17 protein-coding genes are annotated in these 18,439 nt (G+C 59.8%); 12 read left to right on the plus strand and 5 right to left on the minus strand.

All coding sequences use genetic code 11. The features are described 5' to 3' along the window. Positions 1-16 precede the first annotated feature (16 nt). A complete protein-coding gene (locus tag JFU47_RS32695) occupies positions 17-199 on the minus strand; it encodes a hypothetical protein (RefSeq protein ID WP_201188479.1) in 183 nt (60 codons plus the stop codon). A gap of 272 nt (positions 200-471) precedes the next feature. Between JFU47_RS32695 and JFU47_RS32700 the strand changes: the two genes are divergently transcribed. The 4 genes from JFU47_RS32700 (at position 472) to JFU47_RS32715 (ending at position 5,672) form a co-directional block, all read left to right on the plus strand. Continuing rightward, positions 472-2,010 (plus strand): ABC transporter substrate-binding protein, encoded by a 1,539-nt coding sequence (locus JFU47_RS32700; RefSeq protein WP_201188480.1) that lies wholly within the window; start codon positions 472-474, stop codon positions 2,008-2,010. An 80-nt stretch (positions 2,011-2,090) separates the two neighbouring features. After that, the gene (locus tag JFU47_RS32705) at positions 2,091-3,032 is read left to right on the plus strand and encodes an ABC transporter permease (protein ID WP_201188481.1); all 942 of its coding nucleotides are present in this window, start codon (positions 2,091-2,093) and stop codon (positions 3,030-3,032) included. 17 nt (positions 3,033-3,049) lie between these two features. Continuing rightward, complete coding sequence (locus JFU47_RS32710) at positions 3,050-4,024, plus strand: ABC transporter permease (protein WP_201188482.1); 975 nt, start codon at positions 3,050-3,052, stop codon at positions 4,022-4,024. 4 nt (positions 4,025-4,028) lie between these two features. Continuing rightward, positions 4,029-5,672: a dipeptide ABC transporter ATP-binding protein gene (locus JFU47_RS32715; protein WP_201188483.1), complete on the plus strand. Its 1,644-nt coding sequence runs from the start codon at positions 4,029-4,031 to the stop codon at positions 5,670-5,672. Between the two features lie 59 nt (positions 5,673-5,731). Here the strand turns inward: JFU47_RS32715 and JFU47_RS32720 are convergent, their stop codons facing one another. The 4 genes from JFU47_RS32720 to JFU47_RS32735 all read right to left on the minus strand — a co-directional run bounded on the left by JFU47_RS32720 (position 5,732) and on the right by JFU47_RS32735 (position 10,021). Then, complete coding sequence (locus tag JFU47_RS32720) at positions 5,732-6,832, minus strand: alpha/beta fold hydrolase (RefSeq protein ID WP_201188484.1); 1,101 nt, start codon at positions 6,830-6,832, stop codon at positions 5,732-5,734. Next, positions 6,799-7,278, minus strand: a complete 480-nt coding sequence (locus tag JFU47_RS32725) for a MarR family winged helix-turn-helix transcriptional regulator (RefSeq protein WP_201188485.1) — start codon at positions 7,276-7,278, stop codon at positions 6,799-6,801. The genes JFU47_RS32720 and JFU47_RS32725 overlap by 34 nt, the downstream gene beginning before the upstream one ends. A gap of 70 nt (positions 7,279-7,348) precedes the next feature. Further along, the gene (locus JFU47_RS32730) at positions 7,349-8,545 is read right to left on the minus strand and encodes a M20 aminoacylase family protein (RefSeq protein ID WP_201188486.1); all 1,197 of its coding nucleotides are present in this window, start codon (positions 8,543-8,545) and stop codon (positions 7,349-7,351) included. A gap of 147 nt (positions 8,546-8,692) precedes the next feature. Beyond that, positions 8,693-10,021 carry an OprD family outer membrane porin gene (locus tag JFU47_RS32735; RefSeq protein ID WP_201188487.1) on the minus strand — a complete coding sequence of 443 codons (1,329 nt, stop codon included), beginning with the start codon at positions 10,019-10,021 and terminating at the stop codon, positions 8,693-8,695. Positions 10,022-10,445: 424 nt separating this feature from the next. Here JFU47_RS32735 and JFU47_RS32740 point away from each other — a divergent pair, with 424 nt between their 5' ends. From JFU47_RS32740 to JFU47_RS32775, 8 genes are read left to right on the plus strand one after another with little or no spacing between them, the layout of a single operon-like run. Then, positions 10,446-11,615: a branched-chain amino acid ABC transporter substrate-binding protein gene (locus tag JFU47_RS32740; RefSeq protein ID WP_201188488.1), complete on the plus strand. Its 1,170-nt coding sequence runs from the start codon at positions 10,446-10,448 to the stop codon at positions 11,613-11,615. Positions 11,616-11,657: 42 nt separating this feature from the next. Continuing rightward, positions 11,658-12,620 (plus strand): branched-chain amino acid ABC transporter permease, encoded by a 963-nt coding sequence (locus JFU47_RS32745; RefSeq protein ID WP_201188489.1) that lies wholly within the window; start codon positions 11,658-11,660, stop codon positions 12,618-12,620. A 2-nt stretch (positions 12,621-12,622) separates the two neighbouring features. Then, on the plus strand, positions 12,623-13,780 hold the full coding sequence (locus JFU47_RS32750) for a branched-chain amino acid ABC transporter permease (RefSeq protein WP_201188490.1): 1,158 nt from the start codon (positions 12,623-12,625) through the stop codon (positions 13,778-13,780). Then, positions 13,777-14,550, plus strand: coding sequence for an ABC transporter ATP-binding protein (locus JFU47_RS32755; RefSeq protein ID WP_201188543.1), 774 nt, complete (start codon positions 13,777-13,779; stop codon positions 14,548-14,550). The genes JFU47_RS32750 and JFU47_RS32755 overlap by 4 nt, the downstream gene beginning before the upstream one ends. A 4-nt stretch (positions 14,551-14,554) precedes the next feature. Beyond that, a complete protein-coding gene (locus tag JFU47_RS32760; protein ID WP_201188491.1) occupies positions 14,555-15,262 on the plus strand; it encodes an ABC transporter ATP-binding protein in 708 nt (235 codons plus the stop codon). Between the two features lie 21 nt (positions 15,263-15,283). Then, complete coding sequence (locus tag JFU47_RS32765) at positions 15,284-16,402, plus strand: M20 family metallopeptidase (RefSeq protein WP_201188492.1); 1,119 nt, start codon at positions 15,284-15,286, stop codon at positions 16,400-16,402. Next, positions 16,399-17,697, plus strand: coding sequence for an amidase (locus JFU47_RS32770; RefSeq protein WP_201188493.1), 1,299 nt, complete (start codon positions 16,399-16,401; stop codon positions 17,695-17,697). Before JFU47_RS32765 ends, JFU47_RS32770 begins: the two co-directional genes overlap by 4 nt. Positions 17,698-17,705: 8 nt before the next feature. Continuing rightward, a complete protein-coding gene (locus tag JFU47_RS32775) occupies positions 17,706-18,404 on the plus strand; it encodes a GntR family transcriptional regulator (RefSeq protein ID WP_201188494.1) in 699 nt (232 codons plus the stop codon). Positions 18,405-18,439 lie beyond the last annotated feature (35 nt).

An 18,439-nucleotide genomic window follows, 5' to 3' on the forward strand; every position in this document is an offset into this window, starting at 1 on the left:
CGCTCAAGGCTGCGACTCATGCAATCACCTTCAGCCAGTCCGCCCTACCTTTTTGGGCATCGTCTTTCATCAACTCATTGATCGCCACATCGACCAGATCGCTGCGAAGCACAAAGGTACTTATTCGGAATCCAAACGTCTGGAAGCTTTCAAGCGACATCCCCTGATGCCCATCGTCGTCACACCCATCTTCCGCCATGCACCATTTTCGCGCCTGCCTGCCCGTTTTTGGTCTATGACGCCCTGATCATTGACGTTATTACTGCGTGAGACAGCGCCCTGTAGCCCATGCGCATGGGCTACACACGTTGGCACGCTTCATGCCTCGATTAATAATTAATTTTCAATAGTTGCAATTTGCAAATAAAAAGCATCATCGGATAGCGCAAGGCTCGAATCATTTTTTCTAACATTTTTACGAGGTGGAGCATGATGAAGCGATGGTTGAAAATGTGTGTAGCGGGAGCACTGGTGGCGAGCGCTGCAACGATGGTGTACGCGCAAGATGACTCCAAGGTGTTGCGCATCGTTCCCCAAGCGGACCTGAAGATCCTTGACCCGATTTGGACCACGTCGTTCATCACGCGCAACCACGGGTATATGGTCTATGACACATTGTTCGGCGTGGACGCAGAGGGCTCGGTGCAACCGGAGATGGTGGACAGTTACACCACCTCGCCGGACGCCAAGACCTGGACGTTCACGCTGCGCAAGGACCTGGCTTTCAGCGACGGCAAGCCGGTCACCTCGACCGACGTCATCGCGTCGATCACGCGCTGGGGCAAGCGCGACGTGTTCGGGCAGAAATTGCTCGCGGCAATGGCCTCCTTCGACGCAATCGATGCCAAGACTTTTCGCATCACCTTGAACCAAGCGTTCCCGATGATCCTCGAGGCGCTCGGCAAGCCGTCCGGCAGTGCCGCATTCATCATGCCCAAGCAAGTCGCCGATACCCCGCCGGACCAGCAGATTACCGACTACACCGGCTCCGGCCCCTTCATCCTCAAGCTTGACGAGTATCGCCCGGGCGCGAAGATCGTCTACCTCAAGAACCCAAACTATGTGCCGCGCAATGAACCGGCTTCGGGCACGGCCGGCGGCAAGCATGTCTATGTCGACCGGGTCGAATGGCTTGTCCTCAAGGACGCCCAGACTCAGGCCAATGCGATTGCGAACGGCGAAGTGGACATGATCGAATGGATGCCCGCCGAGCAGTACGCGGCGTTCAAAAACAATCCCAAGCTGGAGCTGGTGAAACCGACTCCCGCCGCACTCGTCGACTTACACCTGAACCATCTGGTGGCGCCATTCAACAACCCGAAGATCGCCCGGGCCGCCATCATGGCGATCAACCAGGAAGCGCTGATGCGGGCTCAGTTGGTCAACAAGGACCTGTACCGCGGCTGCACCTCGATTTACCCCTGCGATTCGGCGCTGGCGTCGAGCGAAACTGCCTACTTCACCGGAAAGCCGCAGTTTGCGGCAGCTCAGGCGTTGCTCAAGGAAGCAGGCTATGACGGCAAGCCGGTGGTGCTGCTGTATCCGGCCGACTTCGCCGTGCTCAACAAATTCCCGCCGGTCATGGCGCAACTGCTGAAGCAGGCCGGCTTCAATGTCGACATGCAGGCGATGGACTGGAACACCTTGGTAACACGCCGCACCAGCAAGGCGCCGGCCGACCAGGGTGGCTGGAACCTGTTCATGACCGGGTGGGTACCCGGCGACACGATGAACCCGATGTACTTTGCGCCGCTGACAGGCAATGGCGAGAAAGGCTGGTTCGGTTGGCCGACTGACAACAAGCTCGAGCGACTGAAGGGCGAATTCATGGTCGCCACCGATGCGGCGCAGCGCAAGACAATCGCTGCTGCGATCCAGTTGGAAACGTTCGAGAGCGCACTCTTCGCACCACTGGGTAACTTCGATTTGTATTCGGTGATCCGCAAGGGCGTGGTCAGCGGCGTCGTGAAGGCCCCAGTCAACGTGTTCTGGAACATCCAGAAAATTTAAGCACGACCGCGGGCGGCGGGCCGTCGCCGCCTTGCGGGTGACACCCCATTATTTGTCAATCGGCCTGGGAGCAAAACGAGATGCTTTTCTTTCTTTTCCGGCGCGTGCTGTCGACGCTGCCGGTCCTGGTCATTGTCGGTCTCATCGTGTTCATGATTCTGCGCCTGACGCCGGGCGATCCGGCGGCGGCCCTGGTCGGTGACAACGGCACCAGCGCGGACATCGCGCTGGTGCGCGCTAACCTCGGGCTGGACCGGCCATTGCCGGTGCAGTTTTTCAACTGGAGCAGCCAGATCCTGCAAGGCAATCTGGGCGAGTCGTACTACATGAAGCAGCCGGTGACCAGCCTGATCGCGCATCGCATCGAGCCAACTCTGGCCTTATCCGCACTGACGCTGGTGCTCACGCTGCTGCTCGCGGTACCGCTCGGCGTGATCGCAGCCTGGCGCCACGGCGGCTGGCTGGACCGAATGCTGATGGGGTTTTCCGTCATGGGGTTTTCGGTACCGTCGTTCGTGGTCGGCTACATCCTCATCTGGGCGGTCGCCTTGCATGCGCAACTGCTTCCGGTGCAGGGATATGCCTACTTGAGCGACGGCTTCGGTCCCTGGCTCGCACACCTTATCCTGCCTGCAATCACGCTATCGATCGTCTACCTCGCACTGATTGCCCGCGTCACGCGCGCAGCCGTCGCCGAAGCGCTGACAGAAGACTACATCCGCACCGCCCGCGCCAAAGGTATCTCCGAGATGCGTGTGCTGATCCGCCATGCCCTGGCCAATGCCGCCGTACCAATCGTCACAGTGATCGGCATTGGCGTCGGCTTGTTGATTGGTGGCGTGGTGGTCACTGAAACCGTGTACGCCATCCCGGGGCTCGGGCAATTGACGGTTGATGCCGTTCTGGCGCGCGATTTCCCGCTGATACAAGGCATCACGCTGCTCTTTTCCGTGGTGTACGTGCTGATCAACCTGCTGGTCGACCTGAGCTACTTGTTGCTCGACCCGCGCATCCGTTATTGAGCGGGGACCCTATGGACATGACCGAGAATCACGCCAAGCCTCACAACCTGATGGCCATTGCCGCGCCGAGTACTATCCTGGCCAACCTTGAGGCAGTGCCGACCACACGCTCGCGCACACCGCTGTGGCGCCTCGTCCTGCGCAACTGGTCGGTGCGGCTGGGAGGCAGCGCGCTGCTGCTGCTTGTGCTGGCGGCGCTCGCCGCGCCGTTGCTGGGCACGATCGACCCGACCGCAATGGACCCGTCGAGCGCCAACCTCCTGCCCGGCGTGCAAGCCGAATTCACCGACCTGTCCGGCGAGACATTGCAACACTTCTTCCTGATGGGTACCGACAGCCTGGGACGGGATACCTGGAGCCGGGTCGTCTACGGCGCACGCGTGTCACTGTCGGTTGGAATCTCGGTAGCGCTGCTGGCACTCGCCTGCGGCGGCCTGGTCGGTGTGGCGGCCGGGTATTTCCGTCGCCTCGACGACATCATCATGCGCACGATGGACAGCGTGATGGCGATTCCCAGCATCCTGTTCGCGATAACGCTGATGGCGCTATGGCGGCCGACCCTGATCACGGTGATCGTCGCCATTACCATTCCCGAAATTCCGCGCGTAGCGCGCCTGGTGCGCTCGATTGTGCTGACCATCCGCGAGGAGCCGTACGTCGAGGCCGCCATCTCGCTGGCCACGCCGACCCTGAAGATTCTGTGGCGTCACATCCTGCCAAATGCGATCGCACCGTTGATCGTACAGGGCACCTATGTATGCGCATCCGCAATCCTGGTGGAAGCGATCCTGTCGTTCCTGGGCGTGGGCCTGCCACCGGACATTCCGACCTGGGGCAATGTGATGGCCGATGGGCGCATGCAATTCAACCAGTATCCGCACACCGTGCTGTTCCCGGGTATCTTCCTGGCGCTGACGGTGCTGGCGGTCAACATCATGGGCGACGGATTGCGCGATACGCTCGATCCGAAATTCAACAAGCGAGGAAGCTGAAGCCATGCGCGATACGAATGTAAACACGCACATACCCGCCGCGACCATCCTCGCCGTCAAGCAGCTGACGATTACGCTGCCGGCCGGCGCCGACCGTTCGCATGCGGTGCACAATATTTCACTCGAAGTGCAACAGGGCGAGATCGTATGCCTGTTGGGCGAGTCCGGCTCGGGCAAATCGGTGATCGCGCAGGCAGTGATGGGGCTGTTACCGGCGACGCTGAAGACGCTGAACGGCGATATCGAACTGCTGGGCGAAAGCGTGCTGACGGCAAGCCCGATGCGTATCCGCCAGATGCGCGGAGAAATGATGGCCATGGTGTTTCAGGAGCCGATGACGGCCCTGAACCCGATCATGACGTGCGGCGCCCAAGTCGACGAAATGCTCGCCCAACACAGCCACAGTCGCGCCAGCGAGCGGCGCCGGCGCATCCTCGAAATCTTTGAACACGTTCAATTACCGGAACCGGAACGTATCTACGCGTCCTACCCGCATCAGTTGTCAGGCGGCCAGCGTCAACGCATCGTGATCGCGATGGCGCTGATCCTGAAGCCGGCGTTGCTGATCTGCGACGAGCCCACCACGGCGCTCGACGTCACGACTCAGGCCGAGATCCTCAAGCTGATCCGTGAATTGCAGACCGAAAGCGGCACCGCCGTGCTGTTCATCACCCACGATTTCGGCGTCGTCGCCGAAATCGCCGACCGGGTCGTCGTGCTGCGGCTGGGCGACATGATCGAGCAGGGTCCCAAGATGCAGGTACTGCAGCAGCCGCGTGAACCTTATACCCGCATGCTGCTGAGCGCCGTCCCCGGGCTGGTGCCGCGCGCCCGACCGCCAGTGCAGAAAGCCTATCCGCTGCTCGAAGCGCGCGCGATCGGCAAGACGTATTTGACGGGTTCCTGGCCAGGCCGCAAGCGTGAGGTAAAAGCGGCCAGCGACGTGTCACTGACAGTGTTGCCGGGCGAAACGGTGGGCATCGTGGGCGAGTCCGGTTCCGGAAAGTCGACGGTCGCGCGCTGCATTGCGCGGCTGATCGAGCCGACCACCGGCGATATCTTCGCCGATGGTCGATCAGTGGCCAACGCTCGCGGCCGTGACCTGTATCCGTTCCGGCGCAGCGTGCAAGTGGTCTTCCAGGACCCTTACCGCTCGCTCAATCCACGTCAGACGGTGGGCGACTCGATCATCGAAGGACCACTCAATTTCGGCGTGCCGTACGCCCAGGCGTGGCAACGCGCGGAAGAATTGATGACGCTGGTACGCCTGAAACCCGATGCGCTGCACCGCTACCCCAGCGAATTTTCGGGCGGTCAGCGGCAACGGATCTCGATCGCACGGGCGCTGGCGTGCGAGCCGCAAGTGTTGATCGCCGACGAGGCTGTGTCCGCCCTCGATGTCTCGGTCCAGGCGCAAATCCTCGAACTGCTTGACGACATCCAGCGCCGGTTGCGGATCGGCATCCTGTTCATCACGCACGATCTGCGGGTGGCCAGCCAGATCTGCGACCGGGTCATAGTGATGCGGCGTGGTGAGATCGTCGAGGAAGGCTTGATCGAGGATGTATTCCTGGCGCCGCGCCATGAATACACGCAGGCCTTGTTGGCGGCGGCACCGGGGCGTGGTTTTTCGTTCGGCACGGCGTAACAAAGTGGGGGCAGCGCATGCGCTGCCCCCTTACGCCGCATGTGCGATGCTAACCAGCGTCAGTCTTGAAGCAACCGGGTGATTGCCGTGGAAATAAACGCGGCGTCTTCCACATTGGCAGTCGGCAGGCCGGCGCGGTGGCCCCAGATCGATTGAATTGGCAGCAGTGTGGCATTGGGCATTTGTTCCACTTCGAGGCGATTGTCTTCCACCTGGAAATACAGGTCGGTTGTGCCCGGCATGATCAAAGCCTTTGCGGTAATCGCTTTCAGCGCCCCATGGAAATCGCCGTTGTACACAGAGTTGGCAGCAATGTTCGCGTGCTGCCACGCCCACAGCTGCGACAGCAGGTTGTTGGCGTCGCGTCTCAGGAAATTCGCTTCCCACGACATCACCAGAAAATCTTCGAGCGAGGAGAAACCGGCCTGGCGCCACACTTCCTCGCGATAAAACGTTTGCGACATCGCCATGGCGGCATAATTGCGGCCCATGGCACGCAGACCGCGCTCGGGACGCTGGACGAAAGTGCCGTTTTGGAAAGCCGGATCGGTCGTCAGGGTGGCGCGCACCCCTTCGATGAAGACTTGATTATGCGGCGAGGCTTTTGCCGCGCCGCACAGCACGACGAGCCGCTGGACCATGGCTGGATACAGCGCTGCCCAGTGATAAGCCTGCACGCCGCCCATCGACCAGCCGCACGCCATGTGCAAGACCTCGATGCCAAAGTGTTGCGTCAGCATCTGGTGTTGAACTCTGACGCTGTCGGTGATCGTAAAATTCGGCCAGCGGCTTCCGTTAAAGGGCTCACTGGCATTGCTGGGCGAGGACGACAGCCCATTACCAAACAGGTTCGGGATAATCACAAAGTACTTGTCGGTATCCAGCGCCTTGCCGGGACCAACCATCCACTCGATGTCATAGTGATGCGCGGCAAAAGAGGTCATGTACAGAATGACGTTCGATTTTGCGGCATTCAGTTTGCCGTAAGTCTGATAGGCGAGCTTGGCATCCCTGAATGTGATGCCGGACTGTAAAACGACATTCCCTGCATTGAAGACAAAATGGTCATTCATAACGGGCTCTCGGTGGAAAGTGATATGTGCGGTGTAAAGACTTGGCGCTACATTCAATTCGTGCGCGCGGTCGGCGGACGCGTCCATTCGCCCCCCTCCTCGACATGTTCGGTCAGCTTGCGGATGCAGCGAAACAGCACTTCCTTCTCGTCCGGCGACAGCACCGACATCAACTGCTGGTCGAATTCCCTGCCGATCCTGTCGCTCTTCCGGACGATGGCCTGGCCTTCTTTTGTCACGTGCAGGTGGGTGACGCGCGCATCTACGGTGCCGGTCGAGCGCGTCAACAAGCCACGCTTGGCCAGCGCGGTGACCAGCTTCGAGACCAACGTCTGTTCAAGATACGTCAGCGCGATCAGTGGACCGAGGGAGATGCCCGGCTGCAGGTCGACAAAACGCAGCACGCGAAGCTCGCGCAGGGTGACGCCGCATTCGGCTTCATAGAGGTCGGACGCGACGCCCTTGGCCATTTCGCTCAAGACATCAAGGTGAAAGTTCAGGTGTTCCAGCCTTGGATATAGCGCCTTTGGCATGCTGCTCTCCCATTCAAACATTTGAGTTATCTGTAAATTTCAATCATTGAAATTCCGCCCGATCAGGCTCTTATTCTGCCTTGCCGAGCCAGGCGTCGACCAGACGAACCCAATAGGTCGCCCCTATCGGCAGCAGCTCGTCATTGAAGTCGTAACTGGGATTATGCAGATTGCAGGTCCCCAACCCATGTCCCGCATCGCGATGCGTGCCGTCACCATTGCCGATGAAGACATAGCAGCCCGGCTTGGCCTGCAGCATGAATGCGAAGTCTTCCGAGCCCATGGTGGGCTCAGCTTGGGGGTCGACGTTGTCCATGCCCACGATGGACTGCATCACTTCGACCGCCAGCGCCGTTTCTTTCGGGTGGTTCACCAGTGCCGGATAATTGCGCGTGAACCTGAATTCGATCTGCGCGTCGAATGCGGCGGCCGTATGCTCGGCGATCTCTTTCATGCGCCGCTCAATCAAGTCCAGCACCTCGACGGTGAAGGTACGCACCGTCCCAAGCAGGCTCGCCTCGTCGGGAATCACATTGGTCGCGCTGCCGGCGTGGATTTGCGTGACCGACAACACGGCGGAATCGATCGGGCTGACATTGCGCGAAACGATAGTCTGCCAGCTCTGTGCTATTTGCACGGCGACCATGACCGGGTCGATGCTCTTGTGCGGTTGCGCGGCATGCGCGCCCTTCCCTTTGACAATCACTTCAAAATGATTGCCTGAGGCCATGGTCGGCCCGATCCTCACGCCAAAGGTGCCGGTCGGATGTCCGGGCCAATTGTGCATACCGAATACCGCGTCCATCGGGCACAGGGTAAACAACCCATCGTCCATCATCCGCTTGGCGCCGGCACCGACCTCTTCCGCCGGCTGGAAAATGACATACACCGTGCCGTCAAAATTGCGGTGCTGCGACAGGTAATGCGCGGCGCCCAGCAGCATCGTTGTGTGTCCGTCATGACCGCATGAATGCATCTTGCCTTCATGCCGGGATGCGTGGGCAAACGTATTGAGCTCCTGCATCGGCAGTGCATCCATGTCGGCGCGCAAGCCAATTGCACGGGGGCTGTCGCCGTTCTTGATGACACCGACCACGCCGGTTCCGCCCATGCCGCGCAATACTGGAATGCCCCATTGCGTCAGCTTCTGCGCCACCAGATCAGAGGTGCGCTGCTCTTCATAGCCGAGTTCGGGATGGGCATGGATGTCACGGCGGATTTGCCGGAGTTCGCCATGGAACTGAGTAATCGAATCAATCAACTTCAAGATAGTTTCCTCATTGTCCGAAAAAGGCCTCGCTTCAGTGCGAGGCCTCTTATTGCGCACGCTTGAGAATGTTGCGACCGCTACGCGGTCGAGCGCGGCCTACGGCAACACCGAGGTCCGCTGGACCTCCAACAATTTCGGGGTTTATTACAGGAAGCTGTAGGTGTAGTTGAAGATCAAACGGGTCTGGTCTTGCGCAGGAATGTTGGTGTCGCCACGGTAAGTACCGTGACGCAGCGTCGTACCGAACCCTTTGAGCGCGCCAGTTTGAATCACGTAATCCACACGCAAGTCGCGTTCCCACTCGGTCTGGTCTGGACCTACGCCGTTGGTAGCCTTGATGTCCTGACCACGCAAGTATGAGACCGACGCTTTCAGGCCAGGGGCGCCGAGCGAAGCGAAGTCATAGGTGTATTGACCAAACGTAGTGTTCTCGCCGGCACGAACGAAACTGTTGACCACGCTATCGGTGAACAGATAGAAGCTAGGGCCACCGTTGCCTTCGTTACTACCATTGCCATCGACAACGTTGCCTTGGTTCAGGTACACAAAACCGCCGTCGTCACTGACACGCTGATGGCCAACCAGGAAGGCGTTGCCACCCAGGGTATAGGTGAACATCGCGCTCCAGGTGGTGTTGTCGACTTCACCCGGAGTTTTGGCGTAGCCGCCGTTGTTATTGAACAGGTAGCCCGTCGTGCCATTCTTGCCGTCGGAGCTGCTGTCGAAATAACGCAGGTCAGTCTTGAAGGACTGGTCGTTGGCGATCGGCAACACATGAATCAGACCGAAGAAGTTCTGTTTGTAGTAGTCCTGCAATTCGGAGTGATAAGCCTGCAACGTCAGGTCTTTGGTGGCCTTCCAGTCAACGCCGCCGAAACGGAACTGATTGCTGTCCTGGGTGCCGCCGGCGACGCTCAAACCAGTACTGTTGCTCGTTGCGCGACCTGCAGAGTGCTCGAGTTGACCGGCAACCAGTGTGAAGTTATCGATGTCCTTGGAAGTGATGATGCCACCGTCGTAGGTCGCTGGCAGGAGGCGGCTGTCGTTCGCCAACAGAATCGGCAGTTGCGGCGCCAAGGCACTACCCAAATGCATTTCAGTCTTGGAGATACGAGCCTTCACGTTCGCACCTGCACGACTCCACTCATCTACCGCCGAACCGTCGCTGTCGCTTGGGAAAAAGCTGTTGTTGTCTGGATGGTGGCCTTTGCCGCCGTCCAGGTGAATGCCGACTAACGCCTGAGCGTCGATACCAAAACCGACGAGACCCTCTGTGAAACCGGAGGTGTAATCGAATTTCAGACCTTCGGCGGTTTCTTTTTGATCGTTTGCAGTGCCTTCGCGGGTATCAGCGTTGTAGTAAAAGGTACGTGAACTCACGGAAGCCTTGCTGTCTTCGATGAAACCGGCAGCACCGGCTTGCTGGGCCAACACCCCAACGGCCACGGCAAGCGCCAAGCTGGATTTGTACATGTTCTGCTCCTCGGGCTTTCTAGTCTTGTGTTCAGATGCTTTTTATTTGCAATTCGCAACTATTGAAAATTACCTGATAATCGAGGCATGAAGCGTGCCAACGCATGAAGCCCGCGTACATGAGCAACTGCACACGCTGGCTCAAACAGGGATGACCTCAATGAACAGGGCGCGATAGGCCAAAAAGGGGCCGGCGAGCGCGAAGATTTCCCTTGGGCATCCTGCGCACCACCCGAGTGCGCGCTCATTAAAATTGCACCAAATTGCCGCTTATTCACCTCTGAAATCCCAGGATTCCTGTCCTCTAGGGCCCGATTGCATTCATGGCATCCTTGTTGCTTCCTGCGAAAAACCATCATGTATACAAGATGGTATTTTCTTATCATGGCCGACATTCGCCGGCAGGATCGTCTTAGGAGACGTCATGAGTAACAAGATCAAAGTGGTTGTGCTGCCCGCTCTCTTTTCTGCCTGCCTGCTCGCCGCGCCATTCGCGTTGGCCAAGGATGTGGTGAAAATTGCTTTCGTCGGCCCCTTGACCGGCGGCACCTCGCCCATCGGTCTGGGTGGTCGCAATTCCAGCGACCTGGCGGTTAAGGAACACAACGCCAAGGCCGACAGCCCGTATGAGTACGAACTGGTATCGCTGGACGATGAGTGCAAGCCCAACGTCGGCGTGCAGATCGCAACCAAGATCGCGTCGGACAAGGAAATCATCGGTGGCATCACCCACTACTGCTCGGCCGTGGCCATGAGTGCCGTCGACGTCTATCACAAGTTCAGCCTGCCAGTGGTGGTCTGGGGTGCGGTGCTGCCGGACATCACCTACGCCAACGACTTCAAGGAAGTGCATCGGGTCAACGGCACGATGATCAACCAGAACCAGGAAGCCGCTAAGTTCATGGTCGACCACGGCTACAAGACCTTCGCGGTGATTCACGACACCACCGATTACGGTAAAGGCCATAACCAGTACTTCAGCCAGGCGCTGGAAAAAGCCGGCGGCAAGATTGTCGGTACGTTCGGAGTCACCGCCGATCAGCAGGACTTCACCGCCGAACTTACCCAGATCAAACAACTCAAGCCGCAGGTCATCTACTTCGGTGGCCTGACCCCGATCGGCATCCGCATCCGTTCACAGATGGAAAAGCTTGGGATCGATGCCCAGCTCGAAGGCACGTCGGGGATCAAGTCCGATTCCTACATCGAAGGTGTCGGCGCCCCCATTGCCGAAGGTTCGCTGTCGTTCATCGAAGGCGCTCCGTGGGAGAAACTGGCGGCCGGCCCTGCGTTCTTCGCAGCCTATGGCGAGCAGAAATACGCACAGCCCGCCGAAGCCTATGGCCCGTTCGCCTACGTGGCGACCAACTTGTTGATGGACGCCATCGACAAGGTCGGCCCGAACCGACGCAAGGTTCGTGAGGAGCTGAACCACACCAAGGACGCCAGCACCATGATCGGCCCGGTGACCTTCGATGACCACCGGCAGAACATCGTGCCGCTGATCACTTCCTATGTGGTGCAGGACGGCAAATGGGTGCCGTGGCAGGACAGCGAATACGCCAGCGGCAAACGCACCCTGAAAGATCTGTAACCGGCGCCTTGCATGATCCGGCTCCGACCCCGTGTCGGAGCCATGACCCTTTACGATCCGGACCTTCCAATGAATCTGGAAATACTCAGTCAATACCTGATCAACGGGCTGATGCTCGGAATGATCTACGCGATGGTCGCGGTGGGCTTCACCCTGTTTTTCGGGGTGCTCGATGTGATCAAGTTTTCCCATGGCGATGTGTTGATGGTCGGCGGGTTCGCCGGACTCAGTGCGTTCGCCGCGGCACAGTCGGTCGGCATCGCAAACCCCTGGCTACAACTGTTGATCATGCTGGTGGCCGCCTTGGCAGTGACGGCTGCATTGGGCGCGCTGGTCGCACGTTTTCTGATCCTGCCGCTGCGTGACGCCCCTCCGATCAACTTGTTGCTGATCACCCTGATGCTCGGTCTGGTGCTGCGTGAGTGCATCCGTCTGTTCTATCCGGACGGCTCCAATTCCAAGCCCTTTCCGCAATTGCTGCCGTCCGACACTTGGCATCTTGGCAACCTGGCAGTGCGCGCCGATAGCGCGATTCTGTTGTTGGCCGGTGCCTTGACTATCTTTGGCGTCCATCAGTTGATCAACCGCAGCAAGCTGGGTCTGGCTATCAGAGCCGTGGCTCAGGATGGCGAAACGGCACGGGTCATGGGTATCAACTTCGAACGCATCGTGCTGGTGACCTTTGCTCTGGGCTCGGCCCTGGCAGCCATGGCAGGGATGATGAACGGCCTGTATTACAACGAAATCAACTTCAACGTGGGCCTGCTGCTGGGCGTGATCGGCTTCTGCGCGGCGATCCTGGGCGGCCTAGGCAACTTCTACGGTGCGATCCTCGGTGGTTTTCTGTTCGCCGCCCTGCAGACCTTCGGCGCCGTCGCCCTGCCGCACTTCATTCCTGGTTTCCAGGGTGCCTACAAGGATGTGTTCGCCTTTTTAGTGGTGATCATCCTGTTGGCCTGGAAGCCTACCGGCCTGATCGCCGAACGCAGCAGTGAGCGAGTCTGAGCATGATCAAATTTCTGTCCAATACTTCACGACCGTTGCTCATCACGGCCTTGGCCCTGAGCTTTCTCGCAGGCTGGGCCTTGCTGCATGCCGAAAGCCAGATTGAGATTCTTGTACTGGGAATCGTCATCGCGGTACTGCTCGGTGTCTCCCGACACCTGGGCATCGCCCGCCCGTTGGGCCTCAGCGCCGGGCGCTATCCGCAACTGCTGGGCATGGGTTGTATCGTTGGTGTGCTGGTCTTGCTCGCGGTGTTTCATGAAGATCACTTCGCGTTGCTGCTGCTTGCCACGGTATTGATCTATAGCGTGGCCTGCCTGGGTCTCAACGTGCAGTTCGGTTACGCAGGGATCGTCAACTTCGCCGGCGCGGCGTTCTTCGGCATCGGCAGCTACACCGCCGCCATGCTGGCCCTGCACAGTGGCATGCCGGACCTGCTGGCGATACTGATCGCCGGGCTGCTCGCGGCGGCGCTGGGCTCGCTGCTGATCCTTCCTGTATTGCGCACCCGCGGTCACTATGCAGCGTTGGTGACCATCGCGTTCGGCATCCTGTTTCGCACCTTCATGGAGGTCAATGACACCTTCGGCGGCCCGCAGGGTGTGCGCATTCCCAGCATGACCCTGTTCGGCCGGGATCTGGGCGAGAGCATGGAGTGGGGTGACAGCGAGATTTCGTTCTACGCCAACTTCGTGATCCTGGCGCTCATCCTGTGCAGCCTGGCCTTTTGGCTGGTGCGTCGCCTGGAACGCTCGTGGCTGGGCGTGTCCATGGACATGGTGCGCACCGATGAAGTCTCGGCCTCGGCATTCGGCATCCGCATCGCCCGCACCAAGGTCATGGCCTTTGTGTTCGGTAATTTTCTGATCGGTGTCGCAGGTGCCAGCTACGGTCTGATGACCGGATACGTGGCGCCCAACAACTTCACTTTCGGCGACTCGCTGATCCTGGTGTCGATTGTGATCCTCGGTGGCATCGGCAATCCGTGGGGGATCATTCCAGCAGTGGCCATCGTGATGATCCTGCCGGAGAAACTGCAGTCGATTCAGGAGTATCGCTTCCTGCTGTACGGCCTGCTGGTGATCGCCATTCTGCTATTTCGTCCTCAGGGGCTGCTGCCTCGTCAGGTACGCAAATTCTTTCCCGGACGTGAATCATGAAACCACTGTTGCAGACACGCGGCCTGACCATGCGCTTCGGCGGCCTGACCGCCCTGGACGGCCTGGACCTGGATATCGCGCCACAAGAAATCCTCGCGTTGCTGGGCCCCAACGGCTCCGGCAAGACCACCTGTTTCAACGTGATCACCGGCCTGTACAAGGCCAGCGCGGGCAGCGTCAGCTTCGGCGGCGAGGACCTCAGCGGCCGCTCGCCACAGACCGTCTACGGCCATGGCATTACCCGTACCTTTCAGCGCCTGCGCCTGTCGTTGCCGCTGACGGTGTTCGACAACGTGGTCATTGGCAACACCCGCAACCTCGATGAAAGCCTCTGGTTCAACCTGTTCCGCCGGCAGGCCTTCAAGCGCCAGCACGGCGAAATGGTCGAGCGTGTGCATCACCTGCTGAAGACCTTCAACGCTGCGCTGGCCGACAAGCTTTGGCAGCCTGCGGTCAACCTGAGCATGCTGGACCGGCGTCGGGTAGAAATCTGCCGGGCACTGATCAGCGAGCCGCGCCTGCTGTTGCTCGATGAGCCGTCGGCGGGCATGACCCATGAGGAAACCAACGAGTTGATGGACGACATCCTCAAGGTCCGGCAGAGCGTCGCCCCGTTCGCCATCGCCTTGATCGAGCATGAAATGAATCTGATCCAGCGTATTTCCGAACGCTGCGTGGTGCTCAACTACGGCAAGAAAATCGCTGAAGGCACCTACGCCGACATCATCGACGACCCAGAGGTCCAGGTCGCTTACCTGGGCAAGGAGTGAGTCAATGCCCCTATTGAGCGTTCAACGCATTGCCACGGCCTATGACCGCATCGACGTCATCCATGACCTGTCCCTGGAGCTGGAAGAAAGCCGTATCACGTGCATTCTCGGCGCCAATGGCGCGGGCAAGAGCACGCTGATCCGATCAATTCTCGGCCTTACACCACCCAATCGCGGCGACATCACCTTCGATGGCGCATCGCTGCTGGGCCTGCCGACACACCGCATCATCGCCAAGGGCATCGCCTGCATTCCCGAGGGGCGCAAGATCTTCCCGAAGATGAGCGTGGCGCAAAACCTGCGCGTGGGCGCCTATCAGGTGAGCGATGCGGCGGAAATCGCCAGGCGTGCCGACGAAGTGTACGAGCTGTTTCCGCGCCTGAAAGAGCGTCGCGAGCAATTGGCAGGCACCATGTCCGGTGGCGAACAGGCCATGGTTTCCATAGGTCGTGGGCTGATGGCCAAACCCCGCCTGCTGATCATCGACGAACCCTCCCTGGGTCTGTCCCCGCTGTATGTCAAAGAGAACTTCCGGATCATCGCCGACATCTGCCAATTGGGCATCAGCGTTCTGCTGGTCGAGCAGAACGTGCACCAGACCCTGGCGATTTCCCACTACGGCTTCGTGCTTTCCCAGGGACGCATGGTGGCCCAGGGCGACGCCCGCAGCCTCAGCGAAGACAAAGAAGTCCAGGCCGCCTACTTCGGCTGATCCTTATTTGGAGCATCACTCATGACCTTGCAATTTAACGCTGTAGAAATGACCCAGGCGCTGGTGCGGATGAACACCATCAACACGCCGGGCGATGAATCGAGCTGCACCCGATACCTGGCCGAATTGCTGGAGCCCCATGGCTTCACCTGTACCCTGATAGAACTGTCACCCGGTCGGGCCAGCCTGATCGCCAGCCTCGGCGACCCGAGCAAGGGACTGCCCTTGGCGTTCACCGGCCATGTGGACGTGGTGCCCTTGGGCGATGCGCCCTGGACTCAGGCCCCGTTCGGCGGCGATATCGTCAATGGCAAACTCTACGGACGCGGCAGCAGCGACATGAAGGCCGGAGTCGCCGCGTTCGTCTGCGCCGCCCTTGACTGCAGCGAACAGATCTCGGGTACTGCCGGCGTCACCCTGATCATTACTGCCGGTGAAGAGACCGGCTGTGAAGGCGCATTTCACATGGCTGCCCAGCCAGGCCTGCTCAAACCTGCGGGTGCGTTGCTGGTGGCTGAGCCGAGCTACAATAATCCGCTGGCCGGCCACAAGGGCGCGCTGTGGTTGAAAGCCAAGGCCAAGGGCATCACCGCCCATGGCTCGATGCCTCAACACGGCGACAACGCGGTGTACAAAATCGCCCGTGCCGCGCTGTCCCTGCAAGCCTTCGATTTCCATTGCCCGGCACACCCGGAAATGGGCAGCCCGACCCTGAACGTCGGCTTGATCAGCGGCGGGCTCAACGTCAATTCGGTGCCGGATGCCGCCGAGCTGACCATCGATATCCGCAGCGTCGCCGGGCAATCCCATGCCGCCGTGCAGCAGGCAATACAGAAAGCTGTCGGCGACGACATCGCGCTGGAGATCATGATCGACCTGCCGCCGGTCTACACCTCGCCCGAATCAACCTGGGTGCAGCGAGTCATGCAACTGTGCGACAGTACCCAGACACCGGGGACGGTCACCTACTTCACCGATGCCGCCGCCCTCCTCGCGCCGCTGGGCAATCCGCCGACGCTGATTCTCGGCCCCGGCGAAACCCATCTGGCGCACCAGACCGATGAATATTGCGAGGTCAGCCGCATCGAAGAGGCTCACGACCTGTATCGCCGGATGATCCTCGATTGGTGCCAGGCATGAACATGAACCGTATGGATGACCCGACGCAACTGACCGCCAGCGAAGCAGCGACACTGCTGCAACAGCGCACCTTGAGTGCCGAGCACTTGATGATGGCCTTCCTCGAACGCATCGCCGAGCGCGAGCCAGAGGTGCTTGCCTGGCGCAGCTACAATGACGACGCCGCGCTGGCGCAGGCCCGAGCCCTGGATCGTGGTCCGTTGCGCGGGCCGCTGCACGGCCTGCCACTCGGGGTCAAAGACCTGTTCGACACCCGGGATTTCCCTTCCGGCTATGGCTCGCCGATCTACCAACACCATCAGCCCATCAACGATGCCGCTGCCGTCGCTCTGTGTCGAGAAGCCGGAGCGATCGTGCTGGGCAAGACCGTCACTACGGAATTCGCCACCTTTACTCCGGGACCGACGCGCAATCCGCATAATCCGCTGCACACACCCGGCGGATCGTCCAGCGGTTCGGCTGCCGCCGTGGCCGCGCGAATGGTGCCGCTGGCGCTGGGCACGCAAACCGCCGCCTCGATTATTCGCCCTGCTGCCTACTGCGGCGTCGTCGGTTTCAAGCCCGGTTTCGGTCTGATTCCCCGCGCCGGGGTCAAAAGCCTCAGCGAGTCCCTGGACACAGTCGGTGGCTTCGGGCGCAGCGTGGCGGATGTCGCGCTGCTCACTTCTGTGATGGCGGATGCTGCGCAATGGCGACAGTTGCGCCTGGACAGCAAACCCCGTATCGGCCTGTGCCGCACAGCGTATTGGGACTCGGCGAGCCCGGCGGCACGCCAGGCACTCGAAGACACTCGGCAACGCCTGATCAAGGCCGGTGTGCAGGTCGTTGACGTGCGCCTGCCGGACACCTTCGACCAGCTCGCCAAGGTGCACGACGACATCATGTGCGCCGAGGCATTCAAGGCGCTGGCCGACGAGCGTGTGAATCATCCTGAGCTGCTCAGTGAAAGTCTGCGGCAGATGCTGGTGCGTGGCGAAGAGGTCGGCTACCCGCAAAACCGTTACAATCACGCCCTTGTCGCGTCTGCCCGCGCGCAACTTTGCCAAGTGTTCGCCGACTGTGATCTATTAATGACGCCCAGCGCCTGTGGCGAAGCCGACGTCGGGTTGCAGCGTACCGGTGACCCGCTGTTTTCACGAACCTGGAGCGTGCTAGGCCTGCCCAGCCTGCATTTGCCTACTGGCTTCGGTCCCATGGGGCTGCCCGTGGGCGTGCAGTTCATCGGGCCTGCATCCAGTGATACCCAAACCCTGGTCTTTTGCCATTGGGTGGAACACCAATTGAATCGTCAATAGGACTGAACATGCAACTTGCTTCCCAAGCCCCCGGCAAAGAACGCCGGGAAGGTCTCGCCGAACGGATCTATGCCCAGCTCAAGCAGGACATCTTCGAGTTTCGCCTGTTGCCCGGGGACCGTTTCAGCGAAGGGGAAATAGCCACACGCATGAACGCCAGCCGCACACCCGTGCGGCAGGCGTTGTTTCGTCTGGAGCAGGAGAATTATCTGGAGGTGCACTTTCGGGCTGGCTGGCAGGTCCGGCCATTCGACTTCACCTATTTCGAAGAACTCTATGACGTGCGCATCGTCCTGGAGCAGACGGCGGTCAAGCGCCTGTGTGAAAGCATCGCTCCCGGCCAGCAGGAGGCGCTCCAGGAGTTGTTGGCCATCTGGAGCATTGAACCTGACCAGCGTTGCTATGACGCCCATCAACTGATCCAGATGGACGAGCACTTCCACCAGCGGCTGCTGACTTTGGCAGGCAATGCACAGATGACCCGGATTCATGAAGAGATTGGCGACAAGATCCGTGTGATCCGCCGTCTGGATTTCACCCAGCCAGCGCGCATCGACACCACCTACGCGGAACATACGCAGATCCTCAACGCCACCCTGCACCGCCGCTCTGAAGAGGCGCAACGCCTGCTCAAGGCGCATATCGAGGTCAGCAAGGCCGAGGTCCGCAAAATCACTCTGCACATGGTGCATAGCGCGCGTAATTGACGATGCGTTCCATATAAAAAACGCTCGATCCAGAC

Source organism: Pseudomonas sp. TH39(2020), from assembly GCF_016650715.1.
GTDB classification, from domain to species: domain Bacteria; phylum Pseudomonadota; class Gammaproteobacteria; order Pseudomonadales; family Pseudomonadaceae; genus Aquipseudomonas; species Aquipseudomonas mandelii_C.